Genomic DNA, 25,810 nt, shown 5'->3' with positions numbered 1-25,810 from the left:
CCGATGAACGACAGACGCGACAACAGCCGCCACATTCGCGCCCGCCGCGGCAGCGACATCAAGGCGAAGAGCTGGTCCACCGAAGCCGCGGTGCGGATGCTGATGAACAACCTCGACGAGGAGGTTGCCGAGGATCCGCAAAGCCTGGTCGTGTACGGCGGCATCGGCCGGGCGGCGCGCAACTGGCAATGCTTCGACAAGATCGTCGCGACGCTCGAGCGGCTGGGCGAGGAGGAGACCTTGCTCGTCCAATCGGGCAAGCCGGTCGGCGTCTTCCGCACCCACAAGGATGCGCCGCGAGTCCTTATCGCCAACAGCAACATCGTGCCCAAATGGGCCAACTGGGAAACCTTCAACCAGCTCGATCGTGCGGGCCTCATGATGTATGGCCAGATGACCGCCGGCAGCTGGATCTACATCGGCACGCAGGGCATCGTCCAAGGCACCTACGAGACCTTCGCCGAAATGGGCCGCCAGCATTTCGGCGGCGACCTTTCCGGCAAGTGGATATTGACCGCCGGTCTTGGCGGGATGGGCGGCGCGCAGCCGCTCGCTGCGGTGATGGCCGGCGCCCACTGCATAGCCATCGAAGTGCAGGACAGCCGCATCGAAAAGCGGCTCGAAACCCGCTACCTCGACCGCCGTGCGACCAGCATCGACGAGGCGCTGGAAATCATCCGCTCGGCGACCGAGCCGACCAGCGTCGGCCTGCTCGGCAACGCCGCGGAACTGGTTCCGGAGATGCTCGCACGCGGCATCCGGCCCGATGCGCTGACCGACCAGACCAGCGCCCACGACCCGGCCAACGGCTATTGCCCGGCCGGCTGGAGCGTCGCCAAATGGCAGGACATGCGCGAACGCGATCCGGAAGCGGTGGCGCAGGCCGCGCGCATCTCCATCGCCCGCCATGTCGAAGCAATGCTGTCGTTCAAGGACATGGGTATTCCCGTGTTCGATTACGGCAACAACATCCGCCAGGAAGCCAAGGACACCGGCGTCACCCACGCCTTCGACTTCCCCGGCTTCGTCCCCGCTTACGTCCGCCCTTTATTCTGCCGCGGCGTCGGGCCGTTCCGCTGGGTGGCGCTGAGCGGCGATCCCGAAGATATCTACCGCACCGACCAGCGCGTGAAGGAGCTGATCCCCGACGATCCGCACCTCCATCGCTGGCTCGACATGGCGCGCGAGCGGATCGCCTTCCAGGGGCTTCCGGCGCGCATCTGCTGGGTCGGCCTCGGCCAGCGCCATCGCCTCGGCCTCGCCTTCAACGAAATGGTGCGCAACGGCGAAGTCTCCGCCCCGATCGTCATCGGCCGCGACCATCTGGACAGCGGCAGCGTCGCTTCGCCCAACCGCGAAACCGAAAGCATGAAGGACGGCAGCGACGTCGTCTCCGACTGGCCGCTGCTCAACGCCTTGCTCAACACCGCGTCGGGCGCGACTTGGGTTTCGCTCCACCACGGTGGCGGAGTCGGCATGGGCTATTCGCAGCATAGCGGGATGGTCATCGTCGCCGACGGCACCGACGATGCCGCGCGCCGGCTGGAACGTGTGCTTTGGAACGATCCCGGCACCGGCGTCATGCGCCACGCCGATGCGGGTTACGACATCGCGGTCGATTGCGCGCGTGAACAGGGCCTCGACCTACCGATGATCGACTAGCCCGCCAGCGCTTGCCCAGGAATCCCACGATGCTTGATGTCGTAAAGCGCCTTGTCGGCGACCGAGAGCATCAGCATCAGATCGGGCCCGCAATCGACGCCGCGGGCGGAGCCGATGCTGACGCCGACGACGATCTGGTTGCCGGCGATTTCGTAAGGCTCGGATAGCGCACGGACGATACGCCGCGCCGCAAGCTCCGATTCGTCCGGATGGACGATCCCCGTCTGCAGCACTGCGAACTCATCCCCGCCGAGGCGGAAGGCCGAGTCGCCCGGGCGAAGCAGCCGCTCCAGCCGTCGGCCCACGGCGACCAGCAGGGCATCGCCGACGGCATGGCCATAGGTGTCGTTGACCGGCTTGAACCGATCGAGGTCGAGGCAGTGGAGCACGATCAGCTTGCCGCCGCAGGCGCGCACCGAATCCAGGAACGCCTGCTCCAGCGCCAGCCGGTTGGCGAGGCCGGTCAGCGGGTCGCGCTTTGCCATCGACGCGAACAACTGCCGCATCTCGATCAGTCGAACGGCGGTGCGATAGCGGCTGACCATGCTGCCGACGCCGCCGAGCATGAGCGCGGCGAGGATTATGGGAAGCTGATAATGGGAAGCGCCGCCGACATAGGCCGCGCCGGCGATCGCTGGGACGACAGCCAACAGGACCGCCGGGACCGAGATTTTGGGGCGCAGCGAAACGCCCGCAGCGACGCCGGCCGCATAGCCGACCAGCAGCGCGGTGGCCGCGATCTGCTCATCGACCGGGCACAGGACGAATGCCGCGGCCGTGAAGGCGCCGACGATTGCAGCGAACAGCAGGTAGATGGCGGCGAATTGCCGCTCGAGGCGGCGAGCATGCGTCTCGTCCAGGTCGGGTCTGCGAAGCTGTCGATTGATTGCCAGCTGGACCAGGCCGCGGATGACGGCGACGAGCGAACCGACGACCGCGATCCACGCCAGGATCGGGTCCCCAGTGCGAGCCGCGCAAATCGTCGCCGTCATCGCGAACAGGGCGCCCATGATGGCGCTCGGCACGACGGTGGTCGTCAGGCTGCGAACCAGCTCGATATAGGTCGCGGCGTGAACTGGGCGAGTGCGAAACAATGCGAAGGTCTGCATTCCACCCACTCTAAATGCTGGCCCTTGTCCGCGCGTGAAACTTACAACCGAAATGGATCAGTCTACGCCGACAGCGACCTGGGTCGCGCCGGGTTGCTGCCCATCCTTCGCTCGTTAGCAGAAGTCCCAGAAGCTGTCGCAGCTGTCGTCGGCTGGCGGCGGCGGCGTGACGCAGCGGCTGGCGCCGGTGTCGCAGACGAAGCCGGCGGCGCACTGGCTGGAAGTGGTGCAGCTGCGGTGGCACGTGCCTTCCGTCCCGGCGCACATATAGCCGCTGGCGGCGCAATTTTCCTCAACGCCGCTGGTCGTGCGCGACAAGGTCGAACTGACGCATTGCGCGCGGACGAGCGATCCGCCGACGCGGGTCATTTCATCGATGGTGGTCCGGGCGTTCTGCAGCTCCAGCAATGTGGTCTGCATCTTCTCGCGCATCGCGCGCTTGTCTTTCTGCAGCTTGGCGATCAGCGCGCGGGCCCGATCCGGATCGTTGGCGGGGTCGACGAGCACCGGATTATACCCTGGCGCCTGCTGGATCTGGCGCACCTGCACCCCCGGAGCGACGGGTCGAAGGATCTTGACCGGCACGACCTGGGCCAGGGCCGGAACGGCGGCAACGAACAGCGCCGCGATGACGAACAATTGCTTCTTCATCAACAAGTCCCCCGTGTTGATTGCGATCAGCGTAACGCATCTTCGGCGCCAGTTCCAGACTGCCGGCGCTGGGCAGGCGCGCGCGAATCTGCCAGAGGCGCGACATGACCATGGCCCTCGATCCAACCGCGATCACGCTCGATCAATTGCGCGCCCTTTGGGCCGGCGAACCCGCCAGTCTCGATGCGGCGGCGATGCAGCGCGTTGCCGAAGCCGCCGCGTCGGTCGACCGCATCGTCGCCGGCGGCGAAACCGTCTACGGCGTGAACACCGGCTTCGGTTTGCTTGCGAGCACGCGCATCCCGCACGACCGGCTGGCGGAGCTCCAGACCAACCTGATCCTTTCGCATAGCGCCGGGGTCGGCGAGCCGCTTCCGCGCCATGTCGTTCGGTTGATGATCGTGCTCAAGCTGCTTGGCCTCGGCCGCGGCCATTCCGGCGTCCGGCCGCTGGTTGTCGAAGCGCTGCAGGCGCTGCTCGACCGGGACGCAATGCCGTCGATTCCATCGCAAGGCAGCGTTGGCGCGTCCGGCGACCTCGCGCCGCTCGCGCACCTTATCTCGGCGCTGATGGGCTATGGCCGGATCGATGTGGCGGGCGAGATCATGCCGGCCGCGGCAGCGCTCGATCGCCTCGGCATGGAGCCCCTGCAGCTCGGCCCGAAGGAAGGGCTGGCGCTGATCAACGGCACGCAGGCCAGCACCGCATTGGCGCTCGACGCACTGTTCGCCGGGGAACGCGTGTTCGCCGCCGCAATCGCCGCCGGTGCATTGTCTGTCGACGCGCTCAAGGGCTCGGCCAAGCCGTTCGATCCGCGCATTTCGCAATTGCGCGGTCAGCCGGGGCAGATCCGCGTGGCGGAATTGATCCGTGGCCTCCTCGACGGCAGCGAAATCCTCACCAGCCACGTCCAATGCTCGCGCGTGCAGGACCCGTATAGCTTCCGCTGCCAGCCGCAGGTGATGGGGGCCAGCCTCGACTTGCTTGCGGCCGCCGCCCGGACCCTGACCATCGAAGCCGGCGCGGTGACCGACAATCCGATCGTCTTCGCCGATGAAGACAGCGCGCTGTCGGGCGGCAATTTCCATGCCCAGCCGGTCGCCTTCGCGGCCGACACGATCGCCATTGCAATGTGTGAGGTCGGGTCGATTTCGGAACGGCGGATCAGTGTACTGGTCGATCCGAAGATGAGCGGGCTGCCGGCCTTCCTGACCGAAGACAGCGGGGTCAATTCCGGCCTGATGATCCCGCAGGTCACCGCCGCCGCATTGGTCAGCGAGAACAAGTCGCTGGCCTTTCCGGCAAGCGTCGATTCGATCCCGACCAGCGCTGGCCAGGAAGATCACGTGTCGATGGCGCCGATCGCCGGGCGCAAGGCGGCGGCGATCGCGCGCAATTGCGCCGGGGTCGTCGCGGTCGAGCTGATGGCTGCTGCCGAAGGTATCGATTATCACGCGCCGCTTGGCACTTCGCCGCGGCTTCGCTCGGTCTATGACAAGGTGCGCGCCCTATCGCCGCACTTCACCGCCGACCGCTATTGGGCGGACGAGATTACGGCGCTCCAGGCGGCGGTGCTCGCCGGGGATATCGGGTCGGAGCTTCCGCCGCTGCTTTAGTGGACGCGCTGCCAGGTCTGCGATTTGCAGATGATGGCAAGGACGCAGCCCTTGACCGCCAGCGTGTTGGCCGATGTTTGCGTAATGGTGCCACGGGCATGCATGTTGCGGTCGGCGACGAAGACGGTCGCGCGATAGGTGTTCGGCCCGGTGCGGTCGATGTCCTTGATCAGCCGGGCGCCGATCAGGTCGGTGCCGCTGCCGCGCTGGGCCTTGCGCTGCTGGTTGGCGGAGGCCTTGAGCACGGTGCCGCACAGGTCGCGGCCGCAAGGCGCGATCTGGATCGTCATATTGCCCTTTTTCCAGCGGCCCTCGATTGGCGACTTGGCAGTCGCCATGGCCGGCGCGCCAAGCATTCCAAGTGCAGCGAGCGCGATAAGAATCTGTTTCATGTTCATGGCTTTAGCTGGGGTTTGTGGCGGAAATGGCACCCACAGCTTGCGCGGGCATGAACGAATGGCCTGGCAATTGCCGAGTCGAGACATTGACTCCGGCATCCCCAAAGGTGGAACATAAAGGGAACAGAAGAGTCGTGAGTCGCCCATGCCCGCCGTTGCCAACCCGGATCTCGATGCCCTGCGGGCACAGGTGCGTGCAATCGAATCTTCGGGTTCGGCGGACAGCCGCGGCTGGCTTGCATTTGGCGTTCCGGCCATGGACGAGCGCCTGGCGGGCGGCGGGCTGGCCTGCGGCTCACTCCACGAAATCGCTGGCAGCAGCGCCAGCCTCAACGACGATGCCGCGGCGACCTTGTTCGTCGCCGGGATCGCCGCCCGGCTCGATGGCCCGGTGCTGTGGGTGCTCGGCCGCCAGGACTTGTTCGCCCCGGCCTTGTCGCAAGCCGGGCTGTCGCCCGCCAGGCTGATCTACGCCGAATGCCGCAAGGATGAAGATGCGCTTGCCGTTGCCGAGGAAGGGGTTCGCCACAAGGGCATCGTCGCCGTCGTTGCCGAGGTTGGCCGGCTGGCGATGACGGCCAGCCGCCGGCTGCAGTTGGCGGCGGAAGATAGCGGTACGACGGCGCTCCTGCTGCGGCGCTGGCGAAGCGCGGCCGACCCGTTGCTCGGCCCTTCGGCGGCGGCAACGCGCTGGCGCATCGGCTCCCTGCCTTCGGAGCCATTGCCGGTCAGCGGCATCGGCCGCCCGCGCTGGGCCATCGAACTGGTCCGCCAGCGCGGCGGCCCGCCCAACCACTGGATCATGGAGGGAACGGATGAAGCGGGTCGCCTCGCTTATCCTGCCCGCGCTCAGCATCGAACGGCTGCGCCGGACCGGGTTCTCGCCGCCGCCTGAACCGGTGCCCAGGCCGTCGCTCGACGCAGCCCTTCCGCTCGACCCGCCGCGGCCGCAGGATTGCTCCTGCCCGCGCGGCGGCGGCTGGCGGCCGGGCGCGCGCTGGGCAAGCCGGGAGGCGCGCCAGGCGGAAATCGACTCGCTCCCTGCCCACCAGCGCCCGCCGATGCGGATGCTCGGGCGGCGGAGCGAAGCCGCTAAATCCCTGCAGTTCCCCCGCGAAGGGGGTCCAGGAGCGCCGCAAGGCGCTGCAACTGGCGCAACTTTGGCCACCACCCACCGCTCCGGCCAGCGCGTCGTCCTCGCGGCAGTCTCGGCCGAAGCCGCAGCGCTTGGCCTCGCGCCCGGCATGGCGGCAACTCACGCGCGCATGCTCGTCCCGGAGCTGCAGCTTAAGGATTCCGAACCCGAAGCGGACGCGGCGTTGCTCACCCGCCTCGCCCTGTTCGCCGCCCGGCGCTGGACCCCCAATGCCGCAATTGCCGATGCGCACAGCCTGTGGCTCGACCTCAGCGGGGTCACTCACCTGTTTGGCGGCGAGCAAGCGATGTGCGCGCGAATCCTGCGTTTCTGCGCCCGCGCCGGCTTTACCGCCCGGATCGCGGTTGCGGGCACCACCGGCGCGGCCCACGCCCTCGCGCGCTTCTCCGGCCAGCCGGTTACGATTTGCGCCAACGGCGATGAAGCCGACGCCATCGCGCCCTTGCCGCCGGCCGCGCTGCGCCTTGACGAAGCCGCGCTCAGCGCCGCCCGCCGCTTCGGCGTCGCCAGTGTCGGCGAATTGCTGCAGATGCCCCGCGGCCCGCTCGGCCGCCGCTTCGGCAAGCACACGCTGACCCGCATCGACCAGGCCATCGGCCGCGCCGCCGAGCCGTTCTTGCCCGTCGTCCCGCGCGAAGCCCCCAGTGCCACCCTGCGCCTGCTCGAACCGGTCGCCACGCCCGAAGCCATCGCGCAGGTTAGCGAAGACCTCGCTTCCATCCTCGCCCGCCGGCTTGCCGAGCTTGGCCTTGGCGCCCGCCGAATCCGCCTGGTCTGCGAGCGCGTCGACAATGAAGACCAGGCGCTTGTCATCGGCATGGCCGGGGCCACCCGCGATCCGGCGCATCTGGCCAAGCTGCTCGCGATGAAGGTCGAAGCGATCGAGCCCGGTTTCGGGATCGAGGCGATGCACCTCATCGCCATCCGCTGCGATCCGCTTGGCCCGAAGCAGATCGGCAGCGATGAGGATTCCTGCCTGCCGCCGCTGGTCGACCGAATCGCCGGCCGGATCGGCGAAACCCACGTGTTCCGAAGCAGCGCGCTGGAAAGCGATGTTCCGGAACGCAGCGTGCGCCGGGTCGCCGCGCTTGCAACGCCGGCCGAATGGCCCCGCGACTGGCCGCGCCCGATCCGCCTGCTCGCCCGGCCGGAACGGGTCGACAAGGTCATCGCCGAGCTCCCGGATCAGCCGCCGCTGCGCTTCTCCTGGCGTGGGCGAACTTATCGCGTGCGCAAGGCCGATGGGCCGGAACGGATCTTCGGCGAATGGTGGCGGCGCAGCGGCGAGGCGGATGCCGTGCGCGACTATTTCCAGGTCGAGGACGAAGGCGGCGGCCGCTTCTGGCTGTTCCGCCGCGGCGACGGCGTCGATTCGAAGACGGGCGACCTTAGCTGGTGGATGCACGGGCTGTTCGGATGACGCCGCCTTGCTCCACATATGTCGAACTCAACGCCACCAGCCACTTCAGCTTCCTGCGCGGCGTCGCTTCCTGCGAGGAACTGTGCGCGGCCGCGGCCATGCTCGGCTATCGAGAGCTTGGCTTCACCGACCGCAATTCGGTGGCTGGCCTGGTCCGCGCCACCGTCGCCGGCGACCAGACCGGCATCCGCCCGGTGATCGGCTGCCGGCTGGACCTGATCGACGGCGCGTCCATCCTCGCCTGGCCGGAGGACCGCGCCGCCTGGTCGCGGCTCACCCGCCTGCTCACCGTCGGCAAGTCGCGCGCCGACCCGCGCCGGGGCGAGAAGGGGCAATGCTTCCTCCATTGGGACGACGTTGCCGCTTACGCCGACGGAATCGTCGCCGCGCTCGTCCCCGACCGGCCGGACAAGACGACGGAAACCCAGCTTGCGCACATGGCCGACATCTTCGCCGGCCGTGCCCACCTCGCGCTCAGCCTTCGCCGCCGCCCCGGCGATGCGAAGCGAATCCACGCCCTCGACGCGCTCGCCCGCCGCTTCGGGGTGCGCAGCCTCGCCGTCGGCGACGTCCTTTACGACAGCCCCGACAAGCGCCTGCTGCAGGACGTCGTCACCGCGATCCGGCACAAGTGCACGGTCGACGAACTCGGCTTCAGGCGCGAACGGTTCGCCGACCGCCACCTCAAAAGCGTCGCCGAGATGGAGCGGCTGTTCGCCCGCTACCCCGACGCCATCCGCGCCAGTCGCGACATTGCCGACCGCTGCACCTTTTCGTTGCGCGAACTCAGCTACCAATATCCGGACGAAATCGTCATGTCGGGCCGCACGCCGCAGCAGGCGCTGGCGCAAATAACCCGCGAGGCGCTTGGCGCCCGCTTCCCCGCCGGCGTCCCCGACAGTTACGCGAAGCTGCTGGACCATGAGCTCGAACTGGTCGGCCGCCGCGGCTACGCGCCTTACTTCCTGACCGTAAACTCGATCGTCGCCTTCGCGCGCAGCCAGGGCATCCTGTGCCAGGGGCGCGGCTCGGCCGCCAATTCGATCATCTGCTTCGTCCTCGGGATCACCTCGATCGACCCGGTCCAGCACGAATTGCTGTTCGAACGCTTCATTTCCGACGCCCGCGACGAACCGCCCGACATCGACGTGGATTTCGAACATGAGCGGCGCGAGGAAGTGATCCAGTGGATCTACGAGACCTACGGCCGCCGCCATGCCGCGCTGACCGCGGTGGTCAGCCGCTATCGCGCGCGCGGCGCGGTGCGCGAAGTCGGCAAGGCCTTGGGCCTGCCCGAAGACGTCACCGCCGGTCTCGCCGGGTCGGTCTGGGGCTGGTCGAACGAGGGTGTCGAGCAGCGCCATGTCGATGAACTCAACCTCGATGCGACCGAGCCGCGCCTGGCGCTGACGCTCGACCTTGCCCGCCGGCTGATCGGCACGCCCAGGCATTTGAGCCAGCACCCCGGCGGCTTCGTCCTCACCCGCGACCGCCTCGACGACCTCGTCCCCATCGAACCGGCGGCGATGGACGACCGCCATGTCATCGAATGGGAAAAGGACGATATCGAGGAATTGAAGTTCATGAAGGTCGACGTGCTTGGCCTTGGCATGCTTGGCTGCATGCGCCGCGCCTTCGACCTGCTGACCGAACACAAGGGACTTCGGCTGACCATGGCCGACCTGCAGGACGACGATCCGCAAGTGTTCGCGATGATCCAGAAAGCCGACACTTTGGGCGTCTTCCAGATCGAAAGCCGGGCGCAGATGAGCATGCTTCCGCGCATGAAGCCGAAGGAATTCTACGACCTCGTCATCGAAGTCGCGATCGTCCGCCCCGGCCCGATCCAGGGCGACATGGTCCATCCCTACCTCCGCCGCCGCGAAGGCAAGGAGAAGCCCGAATATCCCCGGCCGGAGCTGGAGGCGGTCCTCAAGCGCACGCTCGGCGTGCCCTTGTTCCAGGAGCAAGCGATGAAGGTCGCCATCGTCGGCGCCGGCTTCACGCCTGCCGAGGCGGATGCGCTCCGCCGCTCGATGGCGACGTTCAAGTTCACCGGCGGGGTCAGCAAATTCTACGACAAATTGGTCGAAGGCATGGTCGCGCGCGGCTACCCGCGCGACTTCGCCGAGCGGACGTTCAAGCAGATCGAAGGCTTCGGCAGCTACGGCTTCCCCGAAAGCCACGCGGCCAGCTTCGCCAAGATCGCCTACGCCTCATGCTGGATGAAGTGCCATCATCCAGACATCTTCTGCGCCGCGCTTCTGAACGCCCAGCCGATGGGCTTCTACGCCCCCGCCCAGATCGTCCGCGACGCCCGTGACCACGACGTCGAGATCCGCCCCGTCAGTATCAACGACAGCCGCTGGGACTGCACGGTCGAGGAACAGGCCGGCCGCTACCGGGCGCTCCGCCTCGGCCTCAGGATGGTGAAAGGCCTCGCCAATATCCACGGCGCCTGCATCGTCGCCGCGCGCGGCGAGCGGCCGTTCGACAGCATCGAGGATGTGTGGAAACGCTCCGGCGTTCCCGTCGCCGCGCTGGAGCGGATCGCCGACGCCGACGGCTTCGCCTGTCTCGGCATCGACCGTCGCCAGGCGCTGTGGCGGGTGAAGGCGCTGGGCGAAATGCCGCTGCCCTTGTTCGCTGCCGCCGATGCGCGCGAGGAGGGCAGGGAGCCGGCGGTCGCGCTCACCCCGATGAGCGATGGGCGCGAGGTGGTCGAGGATTACCGCTCGATCCAGCTGTCGCTGCGCGCCCACCCGCTGACCTTCCTGCGCGGCACGCTCAATGCGATGCAGGTCACCCCCTGCGCCGGCCTCGCTTCGGTCAAGGACGGGCGGCGGGTGACGGTCGCCGGAATCGTCCTCGTCCGCCAGCGGCCGGGATCGACCAACGTCACCTTCATCACCATCGAGGACGAAGGCGGCGTCGCCAATTTGATCGTCTGGGCGAACCTGTTCGAAAAATACCGCCGCGTGGTCATGTCGGCGACGATGCTGAAAGTGCAGGGCATCGTGCAGCGCGAAGGCGAGGTCATTCACGTCATCGCCAGCCACATCGAGGACGCGTCGCCGATGCTGAGCTCGGTCGGCGAGATGGCTTTTCCGCACAAGATGATGCCCGCCGATGGCGCCAGCAACGGCGGCGGCCCCGACCCGCGCGCGCCCAAGCTCGTCCGCCCCCGCGACGTCTACATCCCGCCCTTCACGCAAGCCGCGGCCGAGGGCCACGAGATCCCGATCAAGTCACGCAACTTTCATTAGCGAAATATGCCTACGTCCTGGCGAAGAAGCGGCGACATTTTTGCCGCGGAGCTTCGATAGAACAAAACAGAGGCTGATCAGGCGACGATGGCGCCGAGGAGACCTGCAAATGCCAGCGGGGCGATGAGCAGCGCCCACCCGAAACAGAGGATGAGAAGCCGCGATTTGAGTTCCCTCCGAGTGAGATCCCGCCGCTTCGCCATGATGTTTAAGCTCAAGACGAGCGTGCACGCCGCGACCAGACTGTAGACGATAAGCAATGCATTCTCAGTCATTCCCGCGCCGGTGAAGGAAAAAATGCCAAACAGGAACGAAGCTACAGCGCTACTCCCGGCGCAGCCACCTAATGCGGGTGGCCGATCCAACATGTACTCCGATAGGCTCATTGAGGGATTGTATTCTGGGCCGACTAATGTCGGCAATGGGTCGAAGTGGATGGACTAGCCGGCGCCGGCCTACAAACACCGGTCAAGCCACGCAATTTTCATCGATCTCACACGTTCGCCGAAGAAGCATTGACGACTTAATGGCGGCTCCTACGATCTAGAAGATGAAGAAGAGCGCGGCCTTGTTCTTGTTGATGGGGCTGATGAGCGGTTGTTCTGACGGTTGCCAAAACAGCGCCGTATCCACGACAATTGCACCCACAGGCAAATTAAAAGCTGTTCTGTTCGAACGCTCGTGTGGCGCAACCACCGGCTTTTCTAGCCAGGTTTCGCTCGTCCAAGCGACCGACGAGCCCGCTGGACCAGGCAACGTCTTCGTCGCTGACACGGATCGCGGCGCGGCCAGTGCCGCATCGTGGGGAGGACCTTGGACCGAACTTCACTGGCTCTCGCCGCACGAATTGCTCGTCCGCTACGATGCAAAAGCGCGGGTATTCGCAAACAATGGCCGCGTCTCTGGTGTTGCCGTCAAATATGAGAAGGCCGTGCGGTAAGCCTGCCCCTACAAACACGGCGGCGGCCCCGACCCCCGCACCCCAAGCTCGTCCGCCCGCGCGACCTCTACATCCCGCCCTTCACGCAAGCCGCGGCCCAGGGCCACGAGATCCCGATCAAGTCCGCAACTTTCATTAGGGATGAGCCAGCGTGCGCATTGCGTGGAAAGCGAAGACTGGCGATTCACGACCATTCTGCCAAGCTTGGCGCATGAACACCTTCCTCGCGTTCGCGGTAGGCGGCGTAATGCTGTTCTTGATCGGCCGATCGTTGGCCACCGTTTTCCAGTTTGGGCGGACTGAGATCACCCCGCATGACCGGCGCGTGGCTGTATCCATCGTGGCTGTCACGCTAACCGCGCTCGCCCTGATTGTAACCGTTCTTCAACTGCAATGAGCGGCGCGCGCCGATGCGATTTCATGGCAGCAATGGATCGCAAAAGAGACGGTTGAGCTACTGGGTGCCTACAAACACCGATCCCCCGGCACCGCCGGCGGCACGCCTTCCACCTCCGTCAAAAAGCGCGAAATCCCGCTGACGATCTGGCTCATCGCCGGGCGGTGGACCGCGAAGCCGGCGTGGCGGACGTCGAGCTCGACGGCGCGGTCGACCTCGTCCTCGCGGCCGCGCGCTGCGCTGGGGGCGACAATGCCGTCTTTCCGCGACCAGAAAGCGAGCGTCGGCACCGGCGGCTTGGCGGCGTAGCGTTTGAACGGCGGCTTGTTGACGTCGTGGCCCGCGACTCGCTCGTACAAGGCGCACACATTGGTGTTGGTCTTGAGGTCGCCGGAGAAGGGCGAGCCGAGCGTCACAACGCCGCGGATCTTGTCCGGGCAGCGGTGCGCCAGCTCGCGGGCGAACATGCCGCCCAGGCTCCAGCCGACGACCAGCACCTTGCGCCCTTCGCCGACCGCGTCGATCCGCTTGGCCAGCAATTTCATCGTGTCCTTGGTCGCGCCGCGGTTGAAGCCGAGCAGCCACGGGTGCACCCGCCATCCGCCGCGTGCCAGCGCTCGCCGCAGGTCCATCGTCGTCCGGTCGGTCGCCAGGAAGCCGGGGATGACCAGCGCCGGCGGCCCATCCTCCGGCCCGCGCGGGCAGAGCGGCCCAAGCCCGGACAGCATCCGCGGCAGCCGCCATGCCAGCTCGACGTAACGGGCGTATCCGGGCGGCGCGAGGTGGTCGGTATCGACGGGCGGGCTGTCGGCTGGCCCAAGCGGGGCCGGTGACCGCTGCCACCCCAATCGTTCGAAGGAAAATCTTTCCAGCACCGTAATGACAACGCCGTGGCGGTCAGTCGGTTGCTTCGGCCTCGTTGAGAAAGCTGACGATTTCCCGGACCGCTCGGCGCGTGGCCGTCTTCGATACGGCAAATCCCATGTGCGTCGAATCCACTTCGACCGCCTTGTCGCGCGTGGCTTCCGTGCCCCGCGCGGACGGCGCGCCGACGATCCCGTCCCGCCGCGACCAGATCGCCAGCGTCGGCACCGGCGGCTTGTCCTCCAGGTGCGGGATCGGCGGGTTGTCGACCGGATGCCTGGCCACGCGCTCGTACAGCTTCCACACGTTGGTATAGCGGCGAAGGTCGCCCCACACCGGCGATCCCAGGGTCACCACCGCGCGCACCCGCGCTGGCTCGGCGCGGGCGATCTCGCGGGCGTAGAGGCCGCCTAGGCTCCAGCCTACCAGCAGCACCGGCTCCCTGGCGCCGCACAGGTCGACGGCGCGCTTGAGGTCGTCGAGCGTGCTGGCCTTCGCGCCCCAGTTGATGCCCTGGCGCCAGGGGTGGACTCGAAACCCCGCCTCGGCGAGCGCCCGGCGCAATTCCAGTGCGGTGCGGTCGCTGGCGAGGAAGCCGGGGATGACCAGCGCGGGCGGGCCCTCCTGCGGGCCGCGCGGCCCATTATGGCCGAACCCTCGCCAGAAGCGCGATCCAAGCGCCGCGATTTCCGACAGCCGCGCCGCCGTGCCGGGCGCGCCCTTCTCGCTCAGAGGAACTCGCCCCCGCCAAGCAGGGGCCGCAGCGCCTCCGGCAGCCGCACCCGCCCGTCCTCGGTCTGGTGGTTCTCCAGCAGCGGCACCAGGATGCGCGGGGAAGCCAGCGCGGTGTTGTTCAGCGTGTGCGCGAACCGCACCTTCCCGTCGCTGCCGCGATAGCGGATGTTCGCGCGCCGCGCCTGCCAGTCGTGCAGCGTCGAGCAGCTATGAGTCTCGCGATATTTGCCCAGGCTCGGCACCCAGCTCTCGATGTCATTCATCCGATATTTGCCCAGCCCCATGTCCCCGGTCGACGTCTCGATCACCTGGTAGGGGATTTCCAGCGCGGTCAGCAGCTCCTCGGCCAGCCCCAGCAGCTTGCCGTGCCACTCGGCGGACCTCGCCTCGTCCGCCTCGCAGATGACGTATTGCTCGACCTTCACGAACTGGTGGACGCGCAGCAGCCCGCGCACGTCCTTGCCCGCGCTCCCCGCCTCGCGGCGGAAGCAGGGGGAATAGCCGGCGTAGAGGATCGGCAGCTTGTCGGCCTCGACGATCTCGCCGGAATGCAGGCTGGTCAGCGCCACTTCAGCGGTGCCCGCGAGCCACAAATCGTCGTTGGGCAATTGATAGGTTTCTTCCTCATGCCCGGGGAATTGCCCCTGGTTGAGGAACGCCTGCTCGCGCGCGATCGCCGGCACGGTGATCGGCGTGAAGCCGTGGCCCGCGATCTTCTGCAGCGCCCAGTTCATCAGCACGCCCTCGAGCAGCGCCAGCCGCCCCTTCAGGCAGTAGGTGCGGCTGCCCGAAACCTGCGTGATCCGCGACAGGTCGGCCCAATCGTTCTTCTCGATGAGCGCAACATGGTCGAGCGGCTGGAACCGGAACTCCGTCGGCGTACCTTCGGTGCGAACGACGGTGTTGAAACTCTCGTCCGGCCCCACCGGCGCACCCGTGAAGGGAATGTTGGGCACCTTGAGCAGCAGCGCCTTCAGCGCCTCCTGCTTGCCGTTCAATTCGGCTTCCAGGGCGCTCGCCTGCGCGCCGGCTTCCTTCGCCTTCCGGCCCAGCTCCGCTTTTTCCTCGGGGGCCGCATCCTTGAAGCGCCCGCTGATCGCGTTTCGCTCGGTGCGAAGCGCGTCGATCCGGGTTTTCAGCCCTCGCACTTCGCCGTCGAGCGCCAACAGCGTCTCGACATCCAGCGCGACATTCTTCTGCTCCGCCGCCCGCGCCACGGCGTCGCGGTTCGCCTTGATGAAATCGATCCCCAGCATTGGGGCGCGTTAGCGAAACACTTTCGTCATTGCGAGCGGAGCGAAGCAATCCAGCGGCGAGGGCTGGATTGCTTCGTCGCTTGCGCTCCTCGCAATGACGGTTAGGTGCGATCCCATGGCTTCCGGTCTCATCGCGCTCCTCGACGACGTCGCTGCAATCGCCAAGATCGCCGCGGCTTCGGTCGACGATGTGGGGCTCGCCGTCGGCAAGGCCGGCTCCAAGGCCGCGGGCGTGGTCATCGACGATACCGCGGTCACGCCGCGCTACGTCACCGGCTTCACCCCCGACCGCGAACTGCCGATCATCGCCAAGATCGCGCTCGGGTCGTTCAAGAACAAGTTCTTCATCCTCATCGGCGCGCTGGCGCTATCGGCCTTCCTGCCCTTCGTCATCACGCCGCTGCTGATGCTCGGCGGCGCTTACCTGGCCTTCGAAGGCACCGAAAAGGTCATCGAGAAACTGACCGGCGACCATCATTCCGAAGTGGAATTGATGCAGGCCGATACGCCCGAGGAGCTGGAGGGGCGGCAGGTCGCCGGCGCCATCCGCACCGACTTCATCCTGTCCGCGGAAATCATGATCATCGCGCTGGCGCAGCTTGGGGACTTCAACATCTGGATGCGCGCCGCCGCGCTGGCGGCCGTCGGGGTCGTCATTACCGTCGCCGTCTACGGCGCGGTCGCGATCATCGTGAAGCTCGACGACATCGGCCTCCACCTGGCCGAGCGCGAGAATGCCGGCGCCCGCTCGATCGGCCACGGCCTGGTCCACGGCGTTCCCAAATTGCTGGTGGCGCTGGCCGCGATCGGCACTGCGGCGATGCTTTGGGTCGGCGGCGGGATTATCCTTCACGGCCTTGAAGAACTGCACGTCCTCGAAGCGTTGCCCCACGCCATTCACGACACGGCGCACAGCCTCGCTGGCGGCAGCGGCTTCTTTGAGTGGCTGTTGAACGCGCTGGCGTCGGCGGTCGTGGGCGTGATCGTCGGCTTGCCGATCGCCGGCATCGCCATGGCCGTGCACCGCCGCAGCGCCGCGCACCGGGAAGCGGCGGCCAGGCCCTAGTCGAAGTGAAGCCGGCGGTATCGCCCGCGAAAGTATAGCAGCGGGTCCAGCGTCGGGTCGAAGCTCGCCCGAACGACCTTGCCGACCAATATGTCATGGTCGCCGCCGTCATAGACCGCGTGCCGGTCGCATTCGAACACGCACAACGATTCGCGCAGCAGCGGCGCGCCGGTTTCTCCGGTCGACCAGGCGGCGGCGCCGAAGCGGTCCTGGTCGCGGGTCGAAAACAGGATCGACTGCGGCTCCTGCCCGGTCTGCAGCACGTTGACCGCGAAATGCGAAGCGGCGGCCAGCGCCGGGGCGCAGCGGGCGTCGCGGGCAATGCAGACCAGCAGCAGCGGCGGCTCCAGCGACACCGACGTGAAGCTGTTCGCGGTCAGTCCGAACGGCTGTCCCTTCGCATCGATGCAGGTGACGACAGTAACCCCGGTCGCGAAGCAGCCGAGGGCGTCGCGCAGCGTCCTTGGATCGGAACCGCTTCGATATTCGCGAGTGGCAGCGTCGGCCGGCATCGGCGCCGCTATAGCGCTACGGCGCGAAAGCTCCACCTGGGCGAACGCCCGCGTTAGGCATTTATTAGCCCAAGCAAGGCATCCCTGATCCGTTACGAAGGGGAGGGGTTCGCCGTGCAGTCACTTACCGTCAGCAAGCGGGAGCCGAAGCGGTCGCGCGTGTTCCTGGAAGCCAGCGTCGATGGCGGCGGTGGCCCGGTATCAGCGCGAGTCCTCGATATTTCGCGCTCCGGCGCCTTGCTTCAGTCGGAAGCGCCGGTCGTCGCGGGCACCGAAATTCGCCTGATCTGCGGCGGGACGCACGTCGATGCCCGCGTCGCCTGGGCGGAATCGGGCTCGTTCGGCCTGGAATTCACCACGCCTTTGCTGCTCGGCAAGCTGGTCGACGAAAGCGGCGTGAAGCTGCGCGTGTCGGCGCCGCGCGCCTATCGCGCCAGCGACCTCGACCTGCACCTCTAAAGGGTCGCTTCGCCCCTCGGCTCAGCGCAGCTGGGCCGCGATTGCAATCATCGTTTCGCGAAGCGCGGCCGCGCGCCGGACCGTCGCCTGGTCGTTCGCCGCCACTGCAACCGTCCCGGCCAGCGCCTGCAACCGGCCGGCAAGCTGGGCATCGCGCTGCCGCGCGCCAAGCGCCGCGGTTGCCTGGCCCAGCGCTTGGCGCAAGGATGCGACCGCCGGGGGCGCAAGCGCGGCGCTGCGTTCCAGCTGGTCGACATAGGCCAGTGCCACCACCGGGTGCGCCGGCCAGCGCACTGGAAGCTGCTGCTGCGGATTGAACGTCGGGCCCTGGTCGGCCAGCGCCGCCGCCGCGATCTCATTCGCGCTGAGCTGCGCGCTCGGCGTTAGCGCGAGCACGTCCAGCCCGCGCGCGATCTCGGTCCCGTAAATCCGGCCTTGATAGTAATAAGCTGACCAGAAGCCGCCCATCGCCAGATGATCGCCGTTGACCGGCCCGCGGTCGAAATACGCGATTTCCCGAGCGTTCGCCGGGTCAGTGAAATCGATCACCGAAATGCCGCCCTGGTACCAGGCCTGGACGAAGACATCGCGGCCCGGGACCGGCACGATCGAACCGTTGTGGGCGACGCAATTTTCCTGGTCCGTCTGGGCCGACGGCAGCTTGTAATGGCCGCGATAGCGAAGCTTGCCTTCGACGATGTCGTAGATCGCATTGGCGCCGAAGTTCTGCGGGTCCTGCGCCCGGCACCGCGGCCGACCGCCGCCGCCCCATTCGTCGGTGAACAGGACGCGCTGCCCGTCATTGGTGAAGGTCGCCGAATGCCAATAGGCAAAGCCCGGGTCGGTGACGGCGTCGATCCGCCGCGGACGTAGCGGGTTCGAAATGTCGAAGATGATGCCGTTGCCCGAACAGGCGCCCGCGGCGAGGTTGCGGGCTGGGAACACGGTGATGTCGTGGCACTGGTCGGTGCGGTGGGTCTCCTGGGTGCCGTCGCCATGGTCGCCGCCCTGCCACAGCCCGGCCAGGCTTCCGGTCCTGGGGTCGGCGAAGACGGCCGGGCTGGCGACGACGCGGGCGCGCTGCGGCGCAGCGACCGGAATTTCGACGACGTCGATCCGGAACAATGCGGTGCGCGGGTCGCCGGGCACTTCGCCGACGCAGCCGGGCAGTTCCTTTTCGTCCCGCACCGTCGATGTGCCCGACACGTAAACGATGATCCGCCCGTCGCGGCCGGGGCCGGAAACCACCGAATGGGTGTGCGAACCGCGACAGGTCTGGACCTGTCCGACCTGCAGCGGCAGCGCCGGGTTGCTGATATCGAAAATGCGGATTCCGCGGAAGCGCTCGGCGCTGACGTCGCCGGCGACGCCCTGCCGCCCGCAATCGACCCGGCCGCGGCGTTGCTCGACCGACATGATCAGCAAATTGCCGACGATCGACAGGTCGCCCTGCCCGCCGGGGCAGATGGTCGAACTGACCAGCTGCGGGATGCCGCCCGAATCCAGCCGGTAAAGGTTGAAGCCATGGTAATTGCCCGCGGCCAGCAAGTTGCCGGAAAAGGCCATGTCGGTGTTGGCGAAGCTGAGCAGAGGCGAACGGTCGAGCGGCTCCGGCTTCTCGCCCTTCTTTTCCGCCTTCATCGGCGCCAGGCCGGCGGGGTTGTTCTTGTCGAAGAAGCCCGTCGGCTTGGGCAGCGATGTAACCAGCCGCAGGTTGCTTGCGGCTTGCCCGGCGTCGCGGAAGCCGGCTTTCAGATTGGATCGCGGGTCCTCGTCGATCCCGACCAGGAGCTTGCTCAGGCGGTCGATTTCGGACTGTTGCTCGTTAATGACGTCGTTGACGAACTCGAACAATATCGGGTCGGCAGCGGTCCCGGCTTCGTCGAGCAATGCCTTGCTCATCTTCACCGCGCCTTCGTGGTGCGCGATCATGCGTTGCAGGAACAGGCGGTCGAAACTCGCCCCCTTGGCCGCCGCCATTTCCGCCATTTGCGCCGGCGTCGCCATGCCCATCGCCATGTGGTGCGCGGGCATTTGGCCGCCGTGCGCGGCATGATCCATTGCCGCGGGAACGGCCGGCGCCGACTGGCCGCGCTGCTTCAACCAGCCCCGGATGAAGGCGATCTCGTCCGCCTGCGACGCATCGATCCGCCGCGCGGCATCGACGATCGAACGGCGGTTCGTCCGCTCCTTGACCAGCGCGGTCATCGCCACCGCCTGCGCATGGTGGACCGCCATGTCCTGCATGTAACGGACGTCGGCGGGGGAAAAGCGGGTGTTGGCGATCCTGCTCGCCTCGTCGGCGCTCAGCGGCCGAGTCGCCTGGCCCGGCGCGCCCGGTTGCAGGATCGGCGCCGTTTGCGCGCCGGCCGTGGCCGCGGCGGCCGCCAATGCGACCAGGGCGGAACAGCGCAGCACGGCGCGTGCGGAAATCCTCTTATCGGCTTGCATGGCCTGTCCTTCCCCGACTGGTGTCGGCCGACGCTAACAGCGCGCCCGCGCGCCGCAACCCTTGCGGCTAGGCGCGCTAGCCGCCCGCAAGCGCGTCGATGGCCCGCGCAAGCTGGACGTCGCGCTCCGTGACCTTGCCCGAATCGTGGCTCGTCAGCCGGAAATCGACGCGGTTCCAGACGCTTGTGAATTCCGGATGGTGATCGACCCGCTGGGCGTGCAACGCGACCCGGGTCAGGAAAGCGAAGGCTTCGGCGAAATCGCGGAACTGGAAACTTCGGACCAGCGCGCGGTCCTCTCCCTCGATTTTCCAGCCTGGCGGGGGCTCCATCACATTCTCCTGTCCTACACCGGCCTGGCCGGGCTAAGCTGGCGCTTGGCGTCGGGCGCTGTTCCAAAAGTCACGAAAAAGCTGCACGACCGCGTGACCTTAGTGACCTTAAGCCCGCGCGGTAAGCCGCCGCCGACCTTGAAATGCCTTCCACTCGGGAGCAGTTGGGCCGCGAAGAGGAGCTACGCACATGGCAACCGCAGTCGCTGAAAAAGGCCCGCTGGGCCTCGAAAACCCGATGGGCACCGACGGGTTCGAATTCGTCGAATATACCGCCCCCGATATCGAGCTGCTCCGCAGCCTGTTCACCAAGATGGGCTTCCCCGAAGTCGCGCGGCACAAGAGCAAGAACGTCACACTGCACAAGCAGGGCGACTGCAACTTCATCATCAACGCCGAACCGGGCAGCTACGCCGACGACTATGCCAGGGCCCACGGCCCCAGCGCCTGCGCGATGGCCTTCCGCTTCAAGGACGCCGCCGCGGCCCACAAGCGCGCGCTCGAACTTGGCGCGACGGACGTGAAGGTCGCCCGCGGCGACGGGGAGCTCGACATTCCGGCGATCGAGGGCATCGGCGGCTCGCGCCTGTTCTTCGTCGACCGCTACGGCGACAGCTCGATCTACGACGTCGATTTCGATTTCCATCCCGACTGGCAACAGCGGATGACCGATGCCGATTCCAAGCTCACCTACATCGACCACCTCACCCACAACGTGAACCGCGGCAACATGGCGACGTGGGCTGAGTTCTACGAAAAGCTCTTCAACTTCCGCGAGATTCGCTACTTCGACATCGAAGGGAAGGTCACCGGCCTCTTCTCGAAGGCGATGACCAGCCCTTGCGGCAAGATCCGTATCCCGCTCAACGAAAGCCAGGACGACAAAAGCCAGATCGAGGAGTTCCTGCGCGAATATAAGGGCGAGGGGATCCAGCACATCGCGCTCGGCAGCAGCGACATTTGCCAAAGCGTCGACATCATCGGCGCCCGCGGCATCCCGTTCCAGGACACGCCCGACACTTATTACGAAATGCTTCCGCAGCGCATCCAGGGCCACGGCGAGAACATCCCTGAGCTGGAGAAGCGCCGGATCCTGATGGACGGCGCGCCGACCGAGGGGCAGGGCCTGCTGCTGCAGATATTCACCCAGAACGTCATCGGCCCGATCTTCTTCGAGATCATTCAGCGCAAGGGCAACGAGGGCTTTGGCGAGGGTAACTTCAAGGCCCTGTTCGAAAGCATCGAGCTCGACCAGATGCGCAGGGGCGTGATCTGACCGGAATGACCGAAGCCTATATCTGCGATTACGTCCGAACGCCGATCGGCCGCTACGGCGGCACCCTGTCGAGCGTCCGCGCCGACGACCTTGCAGCGATCCCGATCAAGGCGCTGATCGACCGCAATACCGGCGTCGACTGGGCCGATCTCGACGACGTGATCCTCGGCTGCGCCAACCAGGCGGGCGAGGATAATCGCAACCTCGCGCGCATGGCCGGGCTGCTCGCCGGACTTCCCGACAGCAGCGGCGGAGTCACGCTCAACCGCTTGTGCGGATCGGGCCTCGATGCCGTGGCGATGGCGGCGCGGGCGATCCGCGGCGGCGATGCCGACCTGATCGTCGCCGGCGGCAGCGAAAGCATGAGCCGGGCGCCGTTCGTCCTGCCCAAGGCGCAAAGCGCGTTCGACCGCAACGCCGAAATCTACGACACCACCATCGGCTGGCGCTTCGTCAATCCCAAGATGCGCGAAGCCTACGGCGACGACACGATGCCCAGCACGGCGGAAAATGTCGCTGACGAGTTCAAGGTCAGCCGCGAAGACCAGGATGCCTTCGCGATGCGCAGCCAGCAGAAGACCGCCGCCGCGCAGTCAAATGGGCGCCTGGCCGAGGAAATCGTCGCGGTCGAAATTCCCCAACGCAAGGGGGATCCGCTCCGTGTCGAGCAGGACGAGCATCCGCGCCTGACCAGCCTCGACAAGCTTGCGGCGCTCAGGCCCATCGTGCGCAAGGACGGCACGGTCACTGCGGGCAATGCCTCGGGCGTGAACGATGGCGCGGCGGCGCTAATCGTCGCGTCAGAGGATTCAGCGAAGCGCAACGGCCTGACGCCGATCGCCCGAATCCTCGGCGGCGCCGTCGCCGGGGTGCCGCCGCGGATCATGGGGATCGGCCCGGCACCCGCCTCGCAGAAGTTGCTCGAGCGGCTCGGCCTGGCACTGGACCAGATGAACGTCATCGAACTCAACGAGGCGTTCGCGGCACAGGGCCTGGCCGTGCTTCGCCAGCTCGGTATCCCCGACGACGACGCGCGGGTGAACCCAAACGGTGGCGCAATCGCGCTCGGGCATCCGCTGGGCATGTCGGGCGCGCGCCTCGCCGGCACCGCGGCGCTGGAATTGCAGAAGACCGGCGGCCGCTATGCGCTCGCCACCATGTGCATCGGTGTCGGCCAGGGGATCGCACTGGCCATCGAACGGGTCTGATGGACAGCCAGGCGATCTGGTGCGTGCTGGAACGGGTGCCGGATCCGGAAATCCCCGTGCTCTCGGTGGTCGACCTCGGCATCGTTCGCGATGTCCGCGATGGGCGGGTGGTCATCACGCCGACCTATTCGGGCTGCCCGGCCACCCAGGCCATCGAGCAAGCGATCCGAGCCGAGCTCGATTCGGCCGGCTTCCGCCACATCGGCATCGACACGGTGATCGCGCCGCCGTGGACCAGCGACTGGATCACCAGGGAAGGGCACGACAAGCTGAAGCGCTACGGCATCGCCCCGCCGAGCCTGGATGCGACGGCGCAATGCCCGCGCTGCGGATCGTTCGATACGCAGGAAGTCAGCCGGTTCGGCTCGACCCCGTGCAAGGCGCAATGGCGCTGCAAGGACTGCCTGGAGCCGTTCGACCGCTTCAAATGTCATTGATCCGGCTAGCGTCACAAAGTCGCAACCTGCGCGTCACAAGCACGTAGCACGGCAATCCTAGAGCGAGTCCGGGGACGGCGATCTTTGCCGCCCAAAGGGGACTCACATGACCATCCAGATTCGCGCCGCCCGCGGCGCCTTTGTCGCCTTGTTGATGAGCTCGGCGGCCTCGCCCGCAATGGCGCAAGCGCAGCCGATGCCCGGGATCGCGGCCGCTGCCGGCCCGACGCTGACCGACGAAGCCGTCGCCGGCGGCGCCACCGAAACCACCGAGTCCGCGACCGAGGTCGACGCCAACGAGACGTCGCCGGCCGCGCTCGAGGAAATCGTCGTCACCGCGACCAAGCGCGAGACCAACCTGCAGCGCACGCCGATCGCAATCAGCGTGGTCACGACCCAGGCCCTCGACGACCGGCACGTGCAGAGCCTCGCCGACCTCGCCGACGGGTCGGTTCCGGGCCTTCGGGTCGCCACCTTCGAAGCGCGCCAGTCGGCGCTGACCATCGGCATTCGCGGGATCGTGCCGCTCGACGCCAACCAGCCCGCCCGCGAACAGGGCGTCGGAGTCTATGTCGACGGCGTCTATCTCGGCCGGCAGCAGGGGCTGGGCGCCGCACTGCTCGATGTCGAGCGGATCGAGGTGCTGAAGGGGCCGCAGGGCACCTTGTTCGGCCGTAATACCGAAGGCGGCGCGCTGAGCATCGTCACCCGGGCGCCGACCGGCAAGTTCGGCCTGCGCGCCACCGCCGGCGCCGGCAACTACGGCAGCTATAGCGCCAACGCGCACCTCGACCTGCCGGCCGCCGGCCCGTTCAGCTTCAAGATCGACGCGGCGATGGATCACCAGGACGCGACGACCAGGAACCCGCTCGCCGGACAGGTCGGGTGGAATTACTTCAACCGCAAGGGTGTCCAGGGGAAGATTCGTTTCAAGCCATCCGACACTTTCGTCGCCGACCTCAGCGCCGATGCCGGGCGCGATGAGAACACGCCCTTTTACTCGCAGCTGCTCAACCACAACCCCAACGGTTATCCGGTCGGGCCGCTGACCGGCTCGCTGCCGTCCGGAAGCATCCGTCCACTCCCGCCGCTGGTCGTGGTCGAGGGCGACGAACGCATGGACGTCGCCGACATCGGGGTCGTCCAGCAAGTCAGCGTCGACAAGACGAAGGGCGGCGCGCTCAACCTGCGCTGGGACGCCACGCCGGACCTGCAACTGCGCTCGATCACCGGTTGCCGCCAGGTCAGCGTCGACCAGTGGGACAATAGCGGCGGCGCCCACCGCCCGCCGGTATTCGCGGCCAACGGCAATTTCAGCCGTTATTCGCTATCCTATCTCGAACAAAGCCAGTGGAGCCAGGAACTGCAGGCGGTCGGCCAGCTTGCCGACCAGGTCGATTACGTGTTCGGCCTCTATTACTTCCGCGAAAAGGCGTTCGAGGAAGCGGCCACGCCAAGCACCAACCGCTGGAACGCCGACGGCACCGGCTACACTATCAACGACCCGTGCATCGGCAGCGGCAGCGTCGCCGCACCGGCCGGCTGGCAGCGCGAATGCCGGCGGATCGATCGCGGCAGCCGCGCCCGTTCGGAAAGCAAGGCGGCGTACGGCCAACTTACCTGGACCCCGCCGTCGGCCGAACGGTTCCACGTGACGCTCGGCGGCCGCCTGACCCGGGACGACAAGCAGGGGACGTTGTACATCGTCAACAACGAGGCGACCGATTTCAGCTTCGACCAGAAGACGACGCGCTTCAATCCGCTGGCGATCGTCGCTTACGACGCGACCCCGGACGCCCACTTCTACGCCAAATATGCGACTGGTTACCGGTCCGGCGGCGCCAGCTCGCGCTCGCTGACCCACACCGAATTCGGGCCGGAAGACGTGCAAAGCTATGAGCTTGGCGCAAAGACCCAATTGTTCGACCGCCGCCTGCGCCTCAACGTCGCCGGCTATGTGATGAGCCGGAAGGGCACGCAGGTCGACTTCTCGGTGCTCAACCAGCTTCCGGGCGGCGCCACGCGCAACACGCTGGAAACCGTCAACGCGCCGGGCACGAGTAAGATTCGCGGAATCGAGGTCGATGCCACCGCCCAGGTGACCGACCAGCTGCAGCTATCGGCGTCTTACGCTTACACCTACACAAAGGTGCCGGATGCGCCGGACCCGTTCCGTCCGGGCAATCCGCTGGTGCCGGTGTTCATCCCGTTCACGCCGCGCAACGTCGTCAACGGCGCGATCGATTATGAGCTTCCGACCAACATCGCGGGCGGCAAACTGCGCCTTCACCTCGACGGCAATTACAACCAGGCGACGCAGAGCTTTGCCGAGTTCGCGACCAAGAACGACAGCAGCTTCATCGTCAACGGCCGCCTAGCGTTGGCCGACATGGAAGTCGGGACCGGCCAGCAGGTCACCTTCGCCTTGTGGTCGCGCAACCTGCTCAACGAAACGCACGTCTATCGGCGCGATCCCACCAACAGCATGCCCAATCCGTTCACCGGCAGCAGGTCGAACATCGTCGGCGACTACGGCAACTTCAACGCGCCGCGCACCTTCGGTGTCGAAGCGCTGGTGAAGATCTAAAGCGGCCGGGCAC

The 25,810-nt window shown here is 66.8% G+C and carries 23 protein-coding genes; 13 read left to right on the top strand and 10 right to left on the bottom strand.

All coding sequences use genetic code 11. The annotated features are described in order from the left end of the window. Positions 1–3: 3 nt before the first annotated feature. Positions 4–1,662, top strand: a complete 1,659-nt coding sequence (gene hutU, locus G7078_RS00355; protein WP_166091856.1) for a urocanate hydratase — start codon at positions 4–6, stop codon at positions 1,660–1,662. On the opposite strand, the gene G7078_RS00350 is transcribed toward hutU, so the two are convergent. Further along, positions 1,659–2,771: a GGDEF domain-containing protein gene (locus G7078_RS00350; protein ID WP_166091854.1), complete on the bottom strand. Its 1,113-nt coding sequence runs from the start codon at positions 2,769–2,771 to the stop codon at positions 1,659–1,661. The two genes, hutU and G7078_RS00350, sit on opposite strands and share 4 nt — an antisense overlap. 114 nt (positions 2,772–2,885) lie before the next feature. Continuing rightward, positions 2,886–3,422 (bottom strand): hypothetical protein, encoded by a 537-nt coding sequence (locus G7078_RS00345; RefSeq protein WP_166091852.1) that lies wholly within the window; start codon positions 3,420–3,422, stop codon positions 2,886–2,888. 104 nt (positions 3,423–3,526) lie between these two features. Here G7078_RS00345 and hutH point away from each other — a divergent pair, with 104 nt between their 5' ends. Further along, positions 3,527–5,038, top strand: a complete 1,512-nt coding sequence (gene hutH, locus G7078_RS00340) for a histidine ammonia-lyase (RefSeq protein WP_166091850.1) — start codon at positions 3,527–3,529, stop codon at positions 5,036–5,038. Here the strand turns inward: hutH and G7078_RS00335 are convergent. Next, positions 5,035–5,430, bottom strand: coding sequence for a DUF2147 domain-containing protein (locus G7078_RS00335; RefSeq protein WP_166091848.1), 396 nt, complete (start codon positions 5,428–5,430; stop codon positions 5,035–5,037). The genes hutH and G7078_RS00335 overlap by 4 nt on opposite strands. Before the next feature lie 151 nt (positions 5,431–5,581). Here G7078_RS00335 and G7078_RS00330 point away from each other — a divergent pair, with 151 nt between their 5' ends. Genes G7078_RS00330 through G7078_RS00320 form a run of 3 tightly spaced genes read left to right on the top strand, consistent with a single transcriptional unit; the run spans position 5,582 to position 11,278 of the window. Next, on the top strand, positions 5,582–6,331 hold the full coding sequence (locus tag G7078_RS00330; RefSeq protein WP_166091845.1) for an ImuA family protein: 750 nt from the start codon (positions 5,582–5,584) through the stop codon (positions 6,329–6,331). Then, positions 6,252–8,012, top strand: a complete 1,761-nt coding sequence (locus tag G7078_RS00325) for a DUF6504 family protein (RefSeq protein ID WP_166091843.1) — start codon at positions 6,252–6,254, stop codon at positions 8,010–8,012. The genes G7078_RS00330 and G7078_RS00325 overlap by 80 nt, the downstream gene beginning before the upstream one ends. Then, positions 8,009–11,278 (top strand): error-prone DNA polymerase, encoded by a 3,270-nt coding sequence (locus G7078_RS00320; protein ID WP_166091841.1) that lies wholly within the window; start codon positions 8,009–8,011, stop codon positions 11,276–11,278. The genes G7078_RS00325 and G7078_RS00320 overlap by 4 nt, the downstream gene beginning before the upstream one ends. Positions 11,279–11,355: 77 nt before the next feature. On the opposite strand, the gene G7078_RS00315 is transcribed toward G7078_RS00320, so the two are convergent. After that, complete coding sequence (locus G7078_RS00315; protein WP_166091838.1) at positions 11,356–11,553, bottom strand: hypothetical protein; 198 nt, start codon at positions 11,551–11,553, stop codon at positions 11,356–11,358. Between the two features lie 275 nt (positions 11,554–11,828). Between G7078_RS00315 and G7078_RS00310 the strand changes: the two genes are divergently transcribed. Continuing rightward, the gene (locus tag G7078_RS00310; RefSeq protein WP_166091836.1) at positions 11,829–12,218 is read left to right on the top strand and encodes a hypothetical protein; all 390 of its coding nucleotides are present in this window, start codon (positions 11,829–11,831) and stop codon (positions 12,216–12,218) included. A 211-nt stretch (positions 12,219–12,429) separates the two neighbouring features. Continuing rightward, positions 12,430–12,615, top strand: coding sequence for a hypothetical protein (locus G7078_RS00305; RefSeq protein WP_166091834.1), 186 nt, complete (start codon positions 12,430–12,432; stop codon positions 12,613–12,615). A gap of 68 nt (positions 12,616–12,683) precedes the next feature. Here the strand turns inward: G7078_RS00305 and G7078_RS00300 are convergent, their stop codons facing one another. From G7078_RS00300 to serS, 3 genes are read right to left on the bottom strand one after another with little or no spacing between them, the layout of a single operon-like run. Beyond that, positions 12,684–13,490: an alpha/beta fold hydrolase gene (locus G7078_RS00300; protein ID WP_166091832.1), complete on the bottom strand. Its 807-nt coding sequence runs from the start codon at positions 13,488–13,490 to the stop codon at positions 12,684–12,686. A 22-nt stretch (positions 13,491–13,512) separates the two neighbouring features. Next, on the bottom strand, positions 13,513–14,166 hold the full coding sequence (locus G7078_RS00295; protein WP_281346927.1) for an alpha/beta fold hydrolase: 654 nt from the start codon (positions 14,164–14,166) through the stop codon (positions 13,513–13,515). Between the two features lie 41 nt (positions 14,167–14,207). Beyond that, positions 14,208–15,470 (bottom strand): serine--tRNA ligase, encoded by a 1,263-nt coding sequence (serS, locus tag G7078_RS00290; RefSeq protein WP_166091830.1) that lies wholly within the window; start codon positions 15,468–15,470, stop codon positions 14,208–14,210. 115 nt (positions 15,471–15,585) lie between these two features. Between serS and G7078_RS00285 the strand changes: the two genes are divergently transcribed. Continuing rightward, a complete protein-coding gene (locus G7078_RS00285) occupies positions 15,586–16,536 on the top strand; it encodes a DUF808 domain-containing protein (RefSeq protein WP_166091828.1) in 951 nt (316 codons plus the stop codon). On the opposite strand, the gene G7078_RS00280 is transcribed toward G7078_RS00285, so the two are convergent. Then, the gene (locus G7078_RS00280) at positions 16,533–17,048 is read right to left on the bottom strand and encodes a flavin reductase family protein (protein ID WP_166091826.1); all 516 of its coding nucleotides are present in this window, start codon (positions 17,046–17,048) and stop codon (positions 16,533–16,535) included. The two genes, G7078_RS00285 and G7078_RS00280, sit on opposite strands and share 4 nt — an antisense overlap. 114 nt (positions 17,049–17,162) lie before the next feature. Between G7078_RS00280 and G7078_RS00275 the strand changes: the two genes are divergently transcribed. Continuing rightward, complete coding sequence (locus G7078_RS00275; RefSeq protein WP_166091824.1) at positions 17,163–17,507, top strand: PilZ domain-containing protein; 345 nt, start codon at positions 17,163–17,165, stop codon at positions 17,505–17,507. A 21-nt stretch (positions 17,508–17,528) separates the two neighbouring features. On the opposite strand, the gene G7078_RS00270 is transcribed toward G7078_RS00275, so the two are convergent. Then, the gene (locus tag G7078_RS00270; RefSeq protein WP_166091822.1) at positions 17,529–19,958 is read right to left on the bottom strand and encodes a DUF305 domain-containing protein; all 2,430 of its coding nucleotides are present in this window, start codon (positions 19,956–19,958) and stop codon (positions 17,529–17,531) included. Positions 19,959–20,034: 76 nt separating this feature from the next. Continuing rightward, positions 20,035–20,289, bottom strand: coding sequence for a 4a-hydroxytetrahydrobiopterin dehydratase (locus tag G7078_RS00265; protein WP_166091820.1), 255 nt, complete (start codon positions 20,287–20,289; stop codon positions 20,035–20,037). A gap of 190 nt (positions 20,290–20,479) precedes the next feature. Between G7078_RS00265 and hppD the strand changes: the two genes are divergently transcribed. The 4 genes from hppD (at position 20,480) to G7078_RS00245 (ending at position 25,797) form a co-directional block, all read left to right on the top strand. Next, positions 20,480–21,565, top strand: coding sequence for a 4-hydroxyphenylpyruvate dioxygenase (hppD, locus tag G7078_RS00260; protein ID WP_166091818.1), 1,086 nt, complete (start codon positions 20,480–20,482; stop codon positions 21,563–21,565). A 5-nt stretch (positions 21,566–21,570) separates the two neighbouring features. Further along, complete coding sequence (pcaF, locus tag G7078_RS00255; RefSeq protein WP_166091816.1) at positions 21,571–22,773, top strand: 3-oxoadipyl-CoA thiolase; 1,203 nt, start codon at positions 21,571–21,573, stop codon at positions 22,771–22,773. Then, positions 22,773–23,210 carry a 1,2-phenylacetyl-CoA epoxidase subunit PaaD gene (gene paaD / locus G7078_RS00250; RefSeq protein WP_166091814.1) on the top strand — a complete coding sequence of 146 codons (438 nt, stop codon included), beginning with the start codon at positions 22,773–22,775 and terminating at the stop codon, positions 23,208–23,210. The genes pcaF and paaD overlap by 1 nt, the downstream gene beginning before the upstream one ends. 178 nt (positions 23,211–23,388) lie before the next feature. After that, entirely contained in the window at positions 23,389–25,797 is a 2,409-nt protein-coding gene (locus G7078_RS00245) for a TonB-dependent receptor (protein ID WP_166095961.1), read from the top strand. Positions 25,798–25,810 lie beyond the last annotated feature (13 nt).

This window comes from Sphingomonas sinipercae, assembly GCF_011302055.1.
In the GTDB taxonomy this organism is placed as follows: domain Bacteria; phylum Pseudomonadota; class Alphaproteobacteria; order Sphingomonadales; family Sphingomonadaceae; genus Sphingomicrobium; species Sphingomicrobium sinipercae.
Note: the sequence above shows the minus strand (reverse complement) of the source record. Positions and strands in the feature narration are given on the sequence as shown.